The sequence below is a fragment of the Catenulispora sp. EB89 genome, assembly GCF_041261445.1.
Lineage (GTDB): Bacteria > Actinomycetota > Actinomycetes > Streptomycetales > Catenulisporaceae > Catenulispora.
The window spans coordinates 98,480-114,339 of record NZ_JBGCCU010000032.1 but is presented as its reverse complement, the minus strand read 5'-3'; the positions used below and the strand labels follow the sequence as shown (position 1 = coordinate 114,339).

Sequence of the window (15,860 nt, the reverse complement as noted above, 5' to 3'; positions counted from 1 at the left end):
TGCGGCCCTGATCTCTCAACCAGGCTGGGACACAGGTCAAGGGTTGTCACACTCCGCGACCGGCAGCGACCGGTCGGTCTTCGAATTGGACGGGTAGCTGTGGAAGCGGTCCAGTTTCACACCCTCCGCACCATCGCCACCCACAAGGTCCAAGCCCCAGTCGCCCGCGGTGATCGCGTCCGGCCTGCCGATGGCCGAAGTCCTCGCACAACTCGTGCGAATCCAGAAGCACAACCCCCTGGTGCCCAGGTTAAGCGGTATATGCCAGCTGCCGGGAACTCTGGCCCTGAAGTGACTGCGCAGTTCGTGCTCCGGCACGTCAGCTGAGGAAAGGGATGCCCGGTGACCCGCAAGCGGCTCAACGACCAGCAATCGAAGATCCTGCGATGGATCGGCCAGGGCTGCCCCGACGGGGAGCAGCCCGGCGCCGGCTATAAACTGAGTGCGCAGGCGCTGCAGAGTCGCAGCCTGGCGAAGGTGTCCCGACGGCAGGGCATCTGGACCGCAGAACTGACCGACGACGGCCGACACTACCTGGAACACGGAGACTATCCACCAGCTCCGGCAGCAACGGGAGTTCGCAAGACCACTACCGCAGCGCAGCCCGTGGAGAAGCCGGCACCGAATCAGCGCCTGGACGCTCCGGTTGAGACCACGGCTCTGGTCCACTCGTCGCCCGCCAAACCGAAGGTCCGGCCGGCTCCGCCGCCGAACCAGGGAGACCTCCTGATCACCGAACTCCTCGCGGCCGGCGGTCGCATTGTGGTCCGCCAGGAATACGGACCGGGTGCCCCCAGCTGGTCTGCCCGCATCGCGTCTGCAGCCCGGTCCAAACTACTTCCCGACGGCAAATACATTTCCCACGACTGGATCATGGTCGGACGCGACACCGAGATCACCCTGAAAGACATCCCCGCGTGGCGCACCGAAGTCCTCGCGCCGATCGTGGTTCCGGAGCGTCTAACGAATCCCCATCCCGTCGTGGCGGCCTTCCGCGACGGGAAGCGGACGTTGCCGCTAACCAAGCCAGTCCTCTCCCGGGCACTGCGCTTGCTGCAGGCTCTCGTTGCGGAGTCTGAACGTCACGGCTACAAGGCGAGACTCACCCCCGACGACAAACCGCGTTACAAACAGGGTCGCCTCCAGCTCATCGACCAGTTCACGGTTCAGACGCCTGAAGTCGCCATCGGCGTCGCCATCTCCCAGCAGAATGATCGGGTCGAGCATGATCCCACCGCTCGCGAACTCGCGGACGCCGCAAAGGGCTGGGGAAGGAGAATTCCCCGCTACGACCACGTGCCGTCTACGCGTCTGTCGATCCGCCTGATCGGCGGGCAGTCGCACTGGGCAACGGAGTGGTCGGACAACAAGGCGGCGGTGCTCGAAGACGCTCTGCCGCAGATCCTGCAGGAGATGAGGCTCCGATCGACGGCAGCTGAGGCGAAGCGGAAAGCCGATGAGGAGGCCGCCGCTCTCAAACGTCGGCAGTGGGAAGCCGCGATGTCCCAGGCACGAGTTGCTTACCAGGAGTCCTACAAGGTCAAGGCTCTCCACCAGCAGATCGCCGACTGGCGGAAGGCGCAGGAGATTCGAGAATTCCTCAGCCACGCACAGGACGTCGTGACGAACATGTCGTCCGGGTCCGATCGCGTCACGGCCGAGGAGTGGTTGGCGTGGGTCGCAGTCTACGCCGGCGAGCTGGACCCGCTGGCCGGGCTATTGCGCATGCCGGACATCCCCGAGCCCAGTCCGAAGGATCTTGAACCCCATCTGAAGGGCTGGACACCGTATAGTCCGTGATCCCACTGCCACGCCGTCACGCTCGCGCCGAACGTTCCGCGTTCCTCATCGGCGTGGAGAACGGCGAGTTCGATGTGTTCGCCTAAAAAGGTTTCGTCTCAGGGCCCGGATCCGACGAGGCCGGCAGCGTGATCGGCTTCCCGCCGAGTACGGTGGAGCAGCCGATCGGCACGATTGACCCAATCCGGTCGATGCTCCCCGTGCGGACCTGCGTAGAGCGCCCTTCGACCGCATCCGCGAGTGTGACAACCACCTGCTCGAACAGCCGTCCCCCGCTTTCCCCAAGATCGAGTTCCTGGCCTGACCTCGAGCCGGTTTCCAACGAGCGGTAGACCTCGATCGGGGATATGTGTTCAATTGATGGATATAGAACGCGATTCGCGATCGCAGGTTCAATCGCTCGTTTCCCTGCGGTGCGTTTCAGCGTTCAGCTATGGTGAGACCTCTTTCCCACTGAAGCAGCGCACTGAACCGCTTGGGGGTCCCACCGTTGAAGCTTCTCCACGCCGCAGACCTGCATATAGACAGCCCGTTGCATGGCCTGGAGAAGTATCCGGACGCGCCAGTTGACATGATCCGCGCGGCCACGCGCCGGGCGACAGAGAACCTGGTCGCACTCGCCCTGGACGAGCAAGTGGACGCGGTGCTGCTCGCGGGCGACGTGTACGACGGCGACTGGCGCGGCTATGACACGGGATTGTTCTTTCAACGCCAGCTAGGAATACTTGGGGATGCAGGGATCCGGGTCTATTTGGTCTCCGGTAACCACGACGCCCAAAGCCAGATCACCAAGAACCTTCGCCTCCCGAATAACGTACGCAAGTTCGATACCCATCAGAGTCAGAGCATTGAAGATCCCCATGTGGGGCTTATCGTGCACGGGCAGGGCTACGCGCGCCGTGACGTGATGGAGAACCTCGCCGCCGACTATCCCCAGGCAGCGCCCGGCATGTTCAACGTAGGTCTACTGCACACAGCTCTCACTGGCCGGGCCGGCCACACCAAATACGCGCCGTGCAGTGTCGAAGAGCTCGTGTCTCGCGGCTATGGATACTGGGCCCTCGGGCACGTCCACACTCGCGAGGTGGTCTCCGAGGAGCCGCATATCGTGTTCCCCGGCAACATCCAGGGACGCAGCATCCGCGAGACCGGCCCGAAGGGCTGCACCCTGGTCACCGTGACCGACAAGGGCTCGGTGGCCGTGGAGCACCGTGACCTCGACGTGGTGCGGTGGGCTCATCTCCGCGTCGACGCCGCGTCCGCCGATGACCTCGACGACGTGTGTGAGCTCGTCCGCACGCAACTCGCCGCGGAGCGCGATCAGAGTGACGGTCGGCTGGTGGCGGCACGGGTAACTGTGACCGGTCGTTCGGCTGCGCACGCCGAGCTGTGGCGAGAGCGCGAGCGTCTGACGGTCGAAGTCCGCTCCATCGCGGTGGACCTCGGCGAGGTGTGGGTCGAGAAGGTCGGCCCTGGAACGAGCCCGCTGGATGTGGGGACCGGTGACGGTGCAAATGACATCACCGACATGATCGCAGGGCTGCTGCGCACCGCGAAGGAGCTCGGCACCGACGAGGACGCGGTACGCAGGTTCGTCGAGAAGGACCCTCTGTGGAGCAAGCTCAGCGGTGATGTGCGCGGCGAGGACAGGCTGAACAGCAGTAGCGCCGAGTGGTGCGCACAGCTGCTCAGCGAAGCATCGGATCTGCTGGTCTCGATGCTGCAGGAGGGCGCCCGATGAGGCTGGACCGCTTGGATCTGGTGAAGTACGGACGGTTCACCGACCACGTTCTCGATTTCTCCGCTCCCGGAGTACACCTGGTCGTCGGCCCGAACGAGGCCGGCAAGTCGACGATGCGCAACGCCGTCACCGATCTCCTGTACGGCATACCGGCTCGCACGACCTACGGCTATCTGCACGGAATGCAGGATCTGCGCATCGGCGCCTTGCTCCGCGCAAGTGACGGCAGCGAGCTCGAGATCGTGCGCCTGAAGAAGATCAAGGATCCTCTGCGTACTGTCGGCGACAAGGTCCTCGATCCCCGGGAACTTCAGTCGATCCTGGCCGGTGTGACGAAGGACGACTTCACCGATGTGTTCGCGATCGACCACGAGGAGCTGCGCGCCGGCGGAGCCGCGTTGCTGGCGGGCAAGGGCGATCTGGCCAAGGCGTTGTTCGAGAGCCGGTCGAGCGCTCAGCTAACGACGTTGCTGGCTCGTCTGAGGGAGGAGCACAGCCAGCTATACGTACCGCGTGGCAGGATTCCCGTCCTCAACGCCGCCATCGGCCCGGAGGGGTCCCTGTCGCAAGCGCGCCGGGAGCTGGACGAACAGATCCTGCGGCCTGAAACCTACCGGGAGTCAGAACGCGCCGTCGATGATGCGACGAAGCAGTACGAGGGGATCAGCGAGGATCTGAAGCGGGCCCGTACCGAACAGTCGCGGCTGACCCGCATCAAACAGGCTTACGCGGGGATGGAGCAGCGTAGGCAGTTGCTGGAGGAGCGCGCTCAGCTGCTGGCTGCGGGACCCCTGGTCGCAGGAGACGTCGGCTATCGGTACGACACGTTGCGCTCGGAGCGGAGAGAGGCCGAGACCATTCTCCGAGGCTTCGTAGACGATGTTCGGGAGGTCGAGGACGAACTCCGCGAACACAATCCGGACTTCGCAGTGCTGGCAGTGGCCGAAACGATTACGGTGCTTCATGCAGATGCCAATGGAGTCGAGAAGGCGGAGAAGGCAGGGCTGAAGGCAGCGCGTTCAGCCGACGAACTGCGCGGCCAGGCATCATCGAGGCTTGCAAGGCTGCGGCCTGACGCCAGCAGGGCTCCAGAGGTCGAGACAGTAGCGCCGACCTTGCGTGCGCGGGTGGGCGAGATGATCAACGAGCAGACAGTTCTGGCTACCGAACTGGGTGCTGCGCGCAAGCAGGTGAAGAGCAGGAACCGTGCCCTGGACGCGGAGTTGGCAAAGCTTCCGGCGCACACCGAACCGGTCGATCATGCGCCGCTGGCGGCCGTCGTCAAGGCCGTACCCTCATCTTTGTCGAGTCAGATCCTGGCCCTGGAGAAGCAGTACACGGCCGCACAGGCGAAACTTGCGAAGGCACGCAAGCGCTATGCGCGCTTCGCACTGCCCGAGGATGTCGGCGATCTGACGGTACCCGGCGCCGAGGAGATCGCAGCGTACAGGAAGCGCATCGACGACACCGACAAGGCTGTGGCCCGCTGTGGAGAGCGAGTAGCGCTTCGCACGACCGAGCTCGCCGGGCACCGCCGCGATCTAGAAAACTTCCTACGCCAGGATCCGCCTCCAAGCGAGACAGATCTCGCAGTCAGTCGTGCACACAGGCAGGAGCTTTGGGGACAACTACACTCCGGGCTCGTCGATCCTCACTCGGCGAGTACTGCTCCGCTGCCAGTCAGCGAATACGAGACGGCTGTGGCCGCCAGTGATGAGACCGTCGACCGGATGCGCCGCGACGCTCAGCGGATGGCCGAGCGCTCGCAGCTCGAAGAGGCGGTCGAAAAGACCGAACGCCTGCTCTCCGAGGCGCAGGAAGAACACAAGGTCGCGGTCGAGGACAGACAAGCCCTTGAAACGCGATGGACCGAACTCTGGACCCCCAGCGGTCTACCCGTTCCCGCAGTCGAAGCAGCTACCGACCTGCTCACAGCCTTACAGACACTACGCGAGCAGACCGATGAACGCGACGCCCTGCTTCTAACCCTCGACTCTGATCGTGCCGCCGCCAACGCCCATGCGACGCGCTTGCGTGAGGCGCTTGCAGATGCTGGCTACTCTGCCCCTCCGGAGCCAGCGTCCCTCAACGAACTGATCGAAGCAACCAGCGCCTTTCACACAACACTCGCCGAGACGGCAAAGAAGCGGGCCAGGATCACCGCAGCTGCAGAGAACCTCCGCAACGAACTCACCGACGCGCAATCAGAGGTCACGAGGCTGGAAACCGAACTCGCGGACTGGGACGAGAAGTGGAAGCGGCAGCTCGCCGACAACCAGCTCACCGGCACCCCCGCCCAGGTGGCCGAGTCTCTGAGCGAGCTCGACGAGATAGCTCGCCTCCACGCAGACGCACTCCGCTTCCAGGAGCAGGCCGACGAAGCCGACAACCAGGTCTCTACATTCACCTCAAGACTTGACCAAGCCCTCGCAGACGCCGGGCGGCCGCCCCTCACCACACCAGACCGCCGATACGCCGTGGTGCGCAGCCTCAAGGAATACCTCGACCGCCAGAGCGCGTCGCAGGATGAGATCACCCGGCTGACGGATCGGCTCGCCACGCTGCGCGGCAAACTGGAAAGCGCCCGGAACAACCGCGCCGAGGCGGACAAGAGCGTCGCCGTGATGCTCGCTGAGGGCTTGATGCACGATGAGCATGAGCTGGTGGAAGCGATCGAACGCACTGACGCGATACGGGGGCTTGATAAGCAGCTTAAAGCCGTTGAGAACTCCCTCGCTGGGGCTGGCGTCGGCATCGCTCAACTCGAGCAGGAAGTAGCAGACCACGATCCCGACGAGCTCACGGCTCTCATCGCCGATCTCGATGCGCGGATCCTTCAGCTGGAGGGCGATCTCGGCACCAGGGCCGCCGAACTCGCGCGTTGTAAGAACACGTTGGAGCAGATGAACGGCTCCGACGCCGCGGCGATCGCAGCAGACGCCGTGGAAGAGCAGCGCGCTGGCATCGTGCACCACGCCCACGACTACCTGCGACTGCGCCTCGCCGAGCAGATCCTCCTAAAAAGCATCGAGACCTACCGCCAAGAGAATCAGGCCCCCGTCCTGCGCAAAGCCCAGCACATCTTCACCCGGATCACCCACGGCGAGTATCCCGAACTCGTCGACGACACTGACGCCGACGGCAAAGCCGTGCTACGAGCCCGTCGCGGGTCCGGACCGCTCGTAGACGTGGAGGACATGAGCGAGGGCACGCGCGACCAGCTCTACTTGGCGCTGCGCCTAGCGTCACTCGACCGCTACGCCGACGAAGGCCGCGCCATGCCGCTACTGCTGGACGACGTGTTGATGACATTCGACGATGGACGCACTGGCGCCGGTCTGAGCCTGCTCGATGAGATGGCGGACCGGTTCCAGGTGATCGTGTTCACCCATCATGAACACATCGGCCGGATCGCACAGGACGCGCTGGCAGCAGGGCGGATTCATGTCCACGACCTCGTCCCGGCTTCCGAACGCTGAGAGCGAAGCTCAGAATTTCTCACACACCCTGAACAGGGGGCAGAGCGTGCCCTAATCCGTAGCTGGATAAGCAGTTTTCACTTCGCGAGGGGAGCTTCATCACACTCGGCGAGCAGCCGTTCTAAGCGTCGCACCTCTTTGGGAGAGCATTTTGACTTCGGCGGCGTGTTCGCGCTCGCGCTTATCTGGCTTCTCCCGCGGAGACCAATCCTGCCACCACTTCTCTGGAGCGTGCCCCTTGAGGCAGTCGAACCCCGTCGAGCATTCCCGCTGTTCCGCAATGCCTTACGTACAGCGGACCGAACGGCGAGCCCATGTTCCTTGGCGTGTTGAACGAGCCTAGGGCGACCTCAGCCCGGCAAGCTACCTCCTGACAAGGGCCGACCCTGGACTGACGAGTTGGCCACCGCCCAGACCGAGATTCAGGATCCCTCCTGCACCCCTTCTCCCCTACGTCCAGGGACCGATCGAGAACGCCCGCGCTGGTGGGCCAGGCAGAGACCCAGGCGGCGCCGGCAGACATTCCATGCCGAGAACTCTCTGTCGGCCGCGAGCCAGGCGCTGGAGCTTACGTGAGACTACGTCTACAGGGTCTCGGTGGGCGAGGCCTGACCTACGCGCGGTACCGGACCGCTTCGGTCGCCCGGTACCGCACCTGCACGGATCAGGGATCAATGTCCCAGAAGCGCTCAGCCTCCACCCTCCAGCCGACGGGAGAGCGCCGCCAGAGCCACGGCTGCCACGCGAGTCGCCGTCGCGCCTCCTCGGGCGAGGCGCCCTACAACGCCTGGTCGCGCCGACCAGGCCGCCGGGTCCGGCACCGGCCTACCGAGCAGTTTGAGCAAGTCCTCGCGGCTTCGCGGTGCCACCGGGTCGGCGATGCTCGTCACCAGCGGATGAATACCGTCCTTTTCCTCCGCCCATTCCTGCGGCTGTGGCGCGACAACCGTGGACAATAGAGTCAATGCACGAAGGATCAGCGCCGCGTACCCGGGACCGATCCTGGTCACGAACCCGTGAGCGATCTCGTTCCGAAGGTTCGGGCCTTCGGGCGCGGCCAACAACCAGCGGAGGAAGTAGGCCCACGACTCGTCGAGGGCCAGCTCGTCCAGCTTCTTCAGGAGAACGTACAGTCCCGGGTATCCGCCCGGCGTGTCCGCAGCCTGCGTTCGATAGATGCCTTCGTCGAGCTCTCGGAGTAGAAGCCGTGCCGCGGATTCGAATCTTGCCGCCGCGATATGAACGCAGGCTTCGTAATCTTCGTTCCAGAAATGGATAAATGCCCTCGCCACGCTTGCCGCGATCGTCGGATCAGCCGCGCCGCGACGCGAAAGCGTCACCATGAGTTCAGACTCACCCGGCACCCCGTATCGATCCGCCATGCGAACAAGGCCCGTCGCGAGAAGCCGGCCGCGATTCATCGCATAGTGGTTCGCCGTCTCGGCAAGCCGATCCGAATATCCCCCGTCATCCGGCGTCGAGGTCCATCGGGGAAGGCCATCGGCGTTCAACTTCATGCTGGAAATCGCCAAGAGAAAGCCAGTGGTCTTGGCGGTTTGCTCGGTTTGGCTCTTCAATGTCACGAGATCACCGGAAGGACAGTCCGTCTTCAGAAAGTATTCGAGCCCGAAACGCCAATCCGAGCAGGTGGTGAAGGGCGCAAGCCACCGCTCGATGTAGTCAGGAGGGATCGATACGGACGTGGACATGGCCACGAGACCCAGGTCAGCCTTAGGGATCGCCTGCATGAGAGCGGTCGCCCGTTCGACCAAATCTGTCAGCCCGTAGTCACGCGCGACCCGCACCGCAGACTCAAGGATAGAAAGCCGGACAAGGCCTGGACGGGACAATGCTTCATCAATATACGCCTGAGCCTCACGCCGATTGACGGCTTGCGTCTCATCCGGCGTCTGGACACGCCTACGCAAATAGTCGGCAAGTTCAGACCGAAGCCAGCCCTCGTCATAAGCCCGCCACGCCGCCTCCAACAAGGCGTCGACACGTGCGTCATCTCCTGCACCGGCCGGGCCACCGCGCGAGGCCTTCTTGGATTCCTTCGGCTTGGTGGACAGCGCTCCGATAAGCGGCAGCACGACACCAGGCCACTTCGACTCACCCTTCATGGTGTTCTCAGCCGCGCTCAGCATCGCGCCCCGCACCGTGACCTCGCGAGCCAGGTCACCGACGCTACGAGTAAGGTCCCATGCACGCACAAGCCCCTGGGCTTGGGTCAGATCTGTTTCGGCGGTGACATCGACATCGGCCAAGTACGCGTCGATCGCTGCCGTGGCCCGGACATACGGGTTGCCGTCGCGCCGCAGGAACAGCAGGTCGTTGAGACGGGCCTTGGCGCCCGGATGCTGCACCTTCTCGGCAAGGTCACGCCAGAGCGAGACGACCTCATCGTCCACGTCCGGCACGGCCGGTGGGTAGGCGTTCGCCCCCGATCCCGACAGCGGGCCCAAAGCGCAGCCCGACGGCTCGCCCCTGGCCGACAACCGAAGACCGTAAGCCGTCGCGAGTACCAGCTCTCTGATCTCCGGACCTTCCGGATCCAGACCGGCGTCTGACCCCTCTCGCCGAATGTCGTCGACGACATTCCATCGCAGGGTGCTCGTCGCATGCGCACCGTCGAGCACCAAAGCCAGTATTTCGGCATTCTGTTGATCGTGGACATACGACTCAAAGGGCCGGCCTGTCACGCCGGTAGGTTCAGCGGGATTGAATTCATCGGAGCTTTCGTCCATAGCCAATCTTAGCTTGCCGCCCGGCGCTGGCGATGCCTTTTATCAGGCCGCCGCCAAGGCCTCCGCCCTCAGCAACGGCTCCGCCTCCCGAAAGGCGTGCAACGCGTAATGCACGCGGGACTTGACCGTCCCCTCGGGCACCCCGAGCACGCCGGCGGCCCTGCCGCGCCGTAAAGTCGCGGTAGTGCATCTCGAACAGCGTGGCCCGGTGGTCCGGGCTGAGCCGCCGCAGCGCCACCCGCACGTCGTGCGCCTTCGCGACCTCCTTGACGTCGCCGACCGCGTCGGCCAGGGGGAGACATCCTCGACGATCACCTCGGCCGGGCGTGCCTGGCGGGCCCGGACCGCGTCAATCACGACCCAGCGGGCACCTGAACAGCCACGGGCGCGCCGTCCAGCACGGCGGTATTCATAGCGGTGGTGATGGCGGTCATGTCAGATACCCCTCCCGTGCGCGGATACGGACTGCCAGGAAGCACGGGACTGCGAAACGCCCTCATTGGGGAGACCGACGATCCGCTAGGAGGACCCGCCCTCGTTCTGGCATTCGCGAGCTTCATCGTCGAACAGGTCCTGGGGTAACACACCTAACCCGTCGGCGATCTTTAGGAGCGTCAGCACGCCCGGATTACGACGTCCGTGCTCGATATAGATCAGTCCACGAAAACTCAGGTCGCTGAGGTGGGCGAGCTCCTCCAAACTCAACTGCCGTGCCTCGCGAAGCTTCCGGATGCGCAGGCCGAGCGCCAGCAGTCGCGGGTCGGGTGGTTCGCCGGCAGATGACACGACTCGACTGAATCGGCGCGAAGATCAGCGAACCATGAGCAGTTGTGCATAATCGATCCGACGCGGCTCCCACGTCGCCGTTTAGATGCGAATGCACGACCGAAGGGCATCCGGGACATGGACACCACGCTGCAACCGCTTTGGCTGCCGCGACAGTCTCAGCGCGACCGCCGTTCGTCAGACCATGTGCCCCTTGCGGGACTGCAGGTGTCTGTGGACCGTCCCCTACGTGAATACTCCGCAGCAGGTCCTGACGAAGCTCAAGCGGTTGCCCCGGTTCGTCGGCGCGCTCCCACACGTCCAGAAGTGCTCGACATCGTCGGCGGGAGGCGCACAGTGAGCGGCATCCGAAGCGTCAGTGGGATCATTAAGACCCTCGATGGCATCACTGTCTATCCCCCAGCACAGCCTGGCGACCCGTGGCGCGCCGCTTTCTACGATCGCGACGGTAAGCGTAAGTACCGTCAGGCCGCGGACGAGGACGGCCTGGCACGCAAGCTCGATCCAGTCAAGCGCCGGCTCGCAGGCCTCCCCGACCTCAACCGCTTCGAGACAGCATCAGGCGCCGACCTCATCGCTTACTACCTTTCTCCAGACCGGCTACCGGCTGACAGGCAGTGGTCAAGCTCCTATCGAGCAGATCAGGAACGATTCGGCAGGAAGACACTCGAGGTCATCGGAGATGTACCGTGCGGAGCCATCGAAACGTGGCATATGCAGCAGATCGTCAACCGCGCAAATACTGCCACATCAGGCGCCCGGCTGCGGACGTTCATCTCAGGATTGATCAAGATCGGCGGCAGCATGGGGTTTCTCACTGAGCCATTGCCGGCCGTCGTCCACTGGCAGGCCGGCGATCGCCCTCGCCCGACCCTGAAAGCGCGGATTTGCGGAGAGAGCACCGACTTCATCGACATGGCCTCGCTACCGCGCCATCGGGATGTGTCAGCGCTCGCCTTGGCCACACAGCAGAAGAGGCTATGCCGCTGGTGGCGTGAGTTGATGCCGTACGTCGCGGCCTACTCAGGTATCCGGCGCGGAGAAATGCTCGCGCTTTCGGCCGACGATGTGGATTCGACAAGACGCACGATCACGGTCCTGCGGAAGGTCATCGAAGTCAATGGCAAGCAGACCATCGAACTACCCAAGAACGGCATCATCCGCACGACCCTGTTCCCTGAGATTGCGCCGGACGGCTACCGTCTCGCCGACATGCTCGCCCGTCGTATCAACGAAGCGAGGACTGAACGGGACGCCGGTTCCAACCCCAACGCGCGACTCTTCCCCGCCAGAGGCGGCAAGTACATGTACGCCTGCAGCTTCTACTCGTCCATCGCAGAGCCAGCCTTTGCGGCGGCTGGATGGCGCACTCCCGAGTCAGGCAGTCGTTGGACTTGGCACACGCTCCGGCACGTCTTCTGCACCACTGCGCTCGTCGAATGGAAGCTCGACCTCACCGACGTCTCCAAGCTCGCCGGTCACTCCACCATCCGCATCACAGCGGACAGGTACGTCGGTGCTGTGGCTGGGACACTTGAAAGAGCCTTCGAACGAACTCGAGTCAAGCAGGCGATGGAATGACAAAGTACCGACATCAGCTCAGTCCAATAGTTAGTACTTGGGCTGGGGTATACGGTTTGCAGGGAGTTGTTACTCGCAGGCTTGCCGACTGCCAGACGGGGGCAGAAGCCCTCAACCGGAGCCGCGCGGTGGAACCAATGGCTGTTGCTGAGGCCCGTTCGGCGTCAGCACTGAGATCCGTCAGAAGGATTGAAGACAACACCGGGTGCACAGGTGCCGAACGGGACGCGTGGTACCTGCCTCCCGATCGCTCCTCATCTGTGTCAACGAAGCCACCGCGTAGCCCGGTTGCTGCTGTGCCGCTCGGGTCGCGCCAGCGACTCTTTCGGTTACAACCTGATCATCCCCTCTGGTCTCAGGGCTGGGCCAGCCGATAGCCTTCAGCCTGCCCGCCTCGCAGCCTGGAGCGGGCCACTCAACTCAGAACCATCAATTGGTTTACCTGTAACATGCAGTTCGAAGCTATTGACACTGATGCGGTTAATCGGTGTTGGAGATGGCGGGCAGACGAGGCAAGGTGCGCGATGACTGGATCGGCGGCGGGTTCGTCCCTTCATACCTTTGGGGCGCTCTCGCGTTCTGCGATCCGCGATTTCGTCCCCGCCGAGACGTGTTGGCGAACCGCAGAACTGGTGGGCCGAAGTGTGGAGGTGGCTTATCGGCTGAACCAGCAGGAGCATTCACGTCGTCTTGATGCCGGCCTTGGCAGCCTGTGCGCCTCAGACCAACTCGATATGCTGCTGGGACTGCCGTCAGGTCTCCCGGTACCGGTGGAGTCGCTGACTGCGCGTGAGCGCAGAACCCTGCGCAGGATCCCATCCGGTGCGCTTGAGCGAAGCGGCCACCTGGTTCAACGCCACGCCGTGCAGCCGCTGATGGTCGATATGGTGCTGGTCCCCGTACGCGGCTGGCGATCGGGTCTGCAGGACGCGGGGCGCTTCGCGCCCTTCGCAATGCGCATGATGTCCTTGACATCGGCACCTTCTGACGTGCAGAGCCTAGTGCTGGAAGCCAGCTACTACGGTATCGGTGTGCTGGTAGCAGATGGCGATGACCAAGAAGTGCTCGTCCCTCCGCGGCCTTTTATCCGCCGCCGCCACACCGCGGCAGGCTGGCAGTTCGTGGAGCAGGTGTACCAGCAGGTGCAGCCCCAGCACCTCTAGCCTTGGGCCGCCGAGTCGGCCGCCGCGAGCTTGGCCAACCGCGTGAGCGTTTTCGACGGCACGAACGCTTGCGGCTGTTCGATCCTCTCGCTCTCGAGCCTGTGCTCGGAAACCGCCTTCTGGACCCTTGAAGTCCACGTTCTCGATCGTTCCGGTAACGGCGTCGCGTACATGTCCGACCACAGCTCGATCCAAGCGGCGGTGTTGTGAGCCGCAGCGCTTTGCGCCACCTCGGTGTCGAAGCTGTCGAAGCGGTCAAGCCCGCGGCCGCGGCACTCAGTACACCAGCACTGCGGGGGGTCGTCGTTGGCGTATAGCCGGGCGAGCTTGTCGGCACGGGCGTAGCTCAGAAGATCCGCCATGAACACCGACGGCTTGAGGCGGACGCCGCTCGGCTGGGTGATCTCACCTGGCGGTACGCAGTGGCGCAGCGCGCTGCTGCTGCCGATCCCGGCAAACAGACCGCCGTGCGCCATGCAGTCCAGGCCCGAGACCACGTCGGTGCGCCACAGGCCGAGGTTGGGGATCTCCCGGTAGAGGCGTCGAAGGTTCCCCGCGACGTCGGCGTAGTGATCAGTCGGGTTGTACTGGCCGCCCAACACCAGCGCGATCGGGTGCGGGATCTGCTTCAGGCAGGCAATGACTTGGCCGAGAGTCTCCTTACGCAGCCAGGTCACCGCCATGGGGATCACGGCGACGACATCGGCTCGAACGATGCCCGCTAGGGCGTTCACCAGAGCTTTGAAGGCGGCGAAGTCGCCAGGGGCTATATACCCCGACGGGGTGAAGGCGAACGGCGCCTGACTGGCGACTAGATCGTTGAGCAGGCTGTCGAGGGGATCGTCATCAGCGAACAACGTGTCGCTGATGTCGGGGACGCGCAATGGCGACTGAGCCGTAGCGATGTAGCTCTCATACACCGCGGTGTCCGCCAGGACGAGGACGGCGGCCGAGGCCTTGAGAGTTAGCAGGCCAGCCCTCGCCTTCTCCCCGCACAGGGCAATCCCGCCGCTCGCCGGAGGATCGAATTCCGGATCGACCTTGCTGTGGGTGCCGGTCGGTCTAGCAAGGTGCATTCCGCGGTCGCGAAGCACCTCAAGAGCGGTGGGCCTACCCGTCGCACCCACTGCGGCAGTCACCTGCCGCCTGCGGAGCGGCTGTTCGGATGGCTGCGTCACTGCATCACCTCAGGATTGCATTGAAAGCTCTTGGATCGACGTCAATTGCTTGAGGTATTGCTGCTCGAACTCGGCAGGCAGCAGCCCAGCCATTGCGGCGAGCTGCGCCCTGGTGTGTCCACGCCCAAGGAGCCCGGTCACGATGTCTGCGATCGCTGCCGGGGATTCAGGGGCGATCGCGGCCGGCTCTTGAGCCCGGTATCCCATGACCGACATCTCGATCATGAGGTTGCGGTACTGCCAGTCGCTGAGCGCGCCAAGGTCAAGACCCCGCCGGATGAGCGCTGCCATTGACACGCCCCAGCGAGGCTTCAGTTCGGTCACACGCGCGATGTCCGCACCCGATAGCTGCCCGCGGATGACCCCGGCAGGCATCAGCAACTCGCTGGCGAAACGATCGGCCTGACCTTCCTGGTCCTGCGTACCCCCGGGCTCGCGGTGAAGCAGCAAGTGGCCTAGTTCATGCGCCAGGCTGAACCGAAATCGGTCGCCGGGCGCCCGCGAGCTCAGCAGGAACAACGGCAACCCGTCATCTGGCCATTGGCTGACCGCATCGATCTCAGAGGTGCCGAGATCGCGAACGAGAACAATCCCGCCAGCATCCTCAATGACACGGACCAGGCTGGCAATCGGCCCGGGCGGCACCCCCCACCTGTCACGGAGTTCGATCGCTTTCTCCTCCGGCGAGTCAATCTCGGTGAGTTCCGCGCGGAAGAAACTGTGGTGCCGACCCCCGACCGCCGCGACGAGGGCTGCGGTCTGACGGCGTGCCAGGGCAAGTTCGGAGTGAATCTGCCGAAGAGCGGGGGCGCCCAGCGACACCTTCTTTCGATGGTGGACCAGCCCGACGCCCACGCCGTCCGCAGCCGGGTCGGAACACAGCAGCGCGACCGGGTAGCCAAGCACCTTGGCCATCGCATCGAGGCGGTCTTCGGCCACGTTCAACCGCCCGGCCTCAGCGCGGCTGACGTACCCTTGCGACACCGCGACGCCCAAGACTTCGGACATCTCCTGGGCTACCTGCCCCTGTCGCTTGCCACGCGACTCGCGGGCAAGTACAAGCATCGCCGGGTTCGCCACCGGCAACGACGTGCTCATAGCTCACCCGCTCTCGATCGTCAGGATCCTGCTGACGCCAATCATACCCCAGAGACTCACCTCAGATAGCCACCTCAAATTATTCGGCAAATCTAGATGGCATCCCTTGGTTCGCAGCGTTCAGATACCGCGCACACCATCGCACAGCCGATGTTCGTGGCAACCGGGCGGCGCAACGCCGCGATCCGGAAGTGGTTGGACCTGTCACACGCTGCGACACGTGCTCTGCGCCACCGCATTTATCCAGTGGTACCTCGATCTCACCGACGTCTCCGAACTCACCGGGC

At 64.0% G+C, this 15,860-nt stretch carries 9 protein-coding genes; 5 read left to right on the top strand and 4 right to left on the bottom strand.

Features of this window, described 5'->3' with window-relative positions; genetic code table 11:
* The first annotated feature begins 342 nt into the window (after positions 1-342).
* The 3 genes from ABH920_RS43345 (at position 343) to ABH920_RS43335 (ending at position 7,020) form a co-directional block, all read left to right on the top strand.
* A complete protein-coding gene (locus ABH920_RS43345) occupies positions 343-1,800 on the top strand; it encodes a hypothetical protein (protein WP_370355164.1) in 1,458 nt (485 codons plus the stop codon).
* 490 nt (positions 1,801-2,290) lie between these two features.
* A complete protein-coding gene (locus tag ABH920_RS43340) occupies positions 2,291-3,541 on the top strand; it encodes an exonuclease SbcCD subunit D (protein WP_370355163.1) in 1,251 nt (416 codons plus the stop codon).
* Positions 3,538-7,020, top strand: coding sequence for an AAA family ATPase (locus ABH920_RS43335; RefSeq protein ID WP_370355162.1), 3,483 nt, complete (start codon positions 3,538-3,540; stop codon positions 7,018-7,020). The genes ABH920_RS43340 and ABH920_RS43335 overlap by 4 nt, the downstream gene beginning before the upstream one ends.
* 689 nt (positions 7,021-7,709) lie before the next feature.
* Here the strand turns inward: ABH920_RS43335 and ABH920_RS43330 are convergent.
* Both ABH920_RS43330 and ABH920_RS43325 read right to left on the bottom strand, forming a co-directional pair.
* Positions 7,710-9,767: a DUF4209 domain-containing protein gene (locus ABH920_RS43330; protein ID WP_370355161.1), complete on the bottom strand. Its 2,058-nt coding sequence runs from the start codon at positions 9,765-9,767 to the stop codon at positions 7,710-7,712.
* A 519-nt stretch (positions 9,768-10,286) separates the two neighbouring features.
* Positions 10,287-10,553: a helix-turn-helix domain-containing protein gene (locus tag ABH920_RS43325; protein WP_370355160.1), complete on the bottom strand. Its 267-nt coding sequence runs from the start codon at positions 10,551-10,553 to the stop codon at positions 10,287-10,289.
* A 306-nt stretch (positions 10,554-10,859) separates the two neighbouring features.
* On the opposite strand from ABH920_RS43325, the gene ABH920_RS43320 reads away from it, so the two are divergent.
* Both ABH920_RS43320 and ABH920_RS43315 read left to right on the top strand, forming a co-directional pair.
* Positions 10,860-12,134, top strand: coding sequence for a tyrosine-type recombinase/integrase (locus ABH920_RS43320; protein WP_370355159.1), 1,275 nt, complete (start codon positions 10,860-10,862; stop codon positions 12,132-12,134).
* A gap of 524 nt (positions 12,135-12,658) precedes the next feature.
* Complete coding sequence (locus ABH920_RS43315) at positions 12,659-13,297, top strand: hypothetical protein (protein ID WP_370355158.1); 639 nt, start codon at positions 12,659-12,661, stop codon at positions 13,295-13,297.
* On the opposite strand, the gene ABH920_RS43310 is transcribed toward ABH920_RS43315, so the two are convergent.
* Together ABH920_RS43310 and ABH920_RS43305 are read right to left on the bottom strand one after the other, a co-directional pair.
* Complete coding sequence (locus tag ABH920_RS43310; RefSeq protein ID WP_370355157.1) at positions 13,294-14,475, bottom strand: hypothetical protein; 1,182 nt, start codon at positions 14,473-14,475, stop codon at positions 13,294-13,296. The two genes, ABH920_RS43315 and ABH920_RS43310, sit on opposite strands and share 4 nt — an antisense overlap.
* Positions 14,476-14,484: 9 nt before the next feature.
* A complete protein-coding gene (locus tag ABH920_RS43305) occupies positions 14,485-15,573 on the bottom strand; it encodes an ImmA/IrrE family metallo-endopeptidase (RefSeq protein WP_370355156.1) in 1,089 nt (362 codons plus the stop codon).
* Between the last annotated feature and the right edge of the window lie 287 nt (positions 15,574-15,860).

Coding starts and splice junctions, on each gene's coding strand:
- ABH920_RS43335 (WP_370355162.1), top strand. CDS start 3,538: ATGAGGCTGGACCGCTTGGATCTGGTGAAGTACGGACGGTTCACCGAC.
- ABH920_RS43330 (WP_370355161.1), bottom strand. CDS start 9,767: ATGGACGAAAGCTCCGATGAATTCAATCCCGCTGAACCTACCGGCGTG.
- ABH920_RS43315 (WP_370355158.1), top strand. CDS start 12,659: ATGACTGGATCGGCGGCGGGTTCGTCCCTTCATACCTTTGGGGCGCTC.
- ABH920_RS43305 (WP_370355156.1), bottom strand. CDS start 15,573: ATGAGCACGTCGTTGCCGGTGGCGAACCCGGCGATGCTTGTACTTGCC.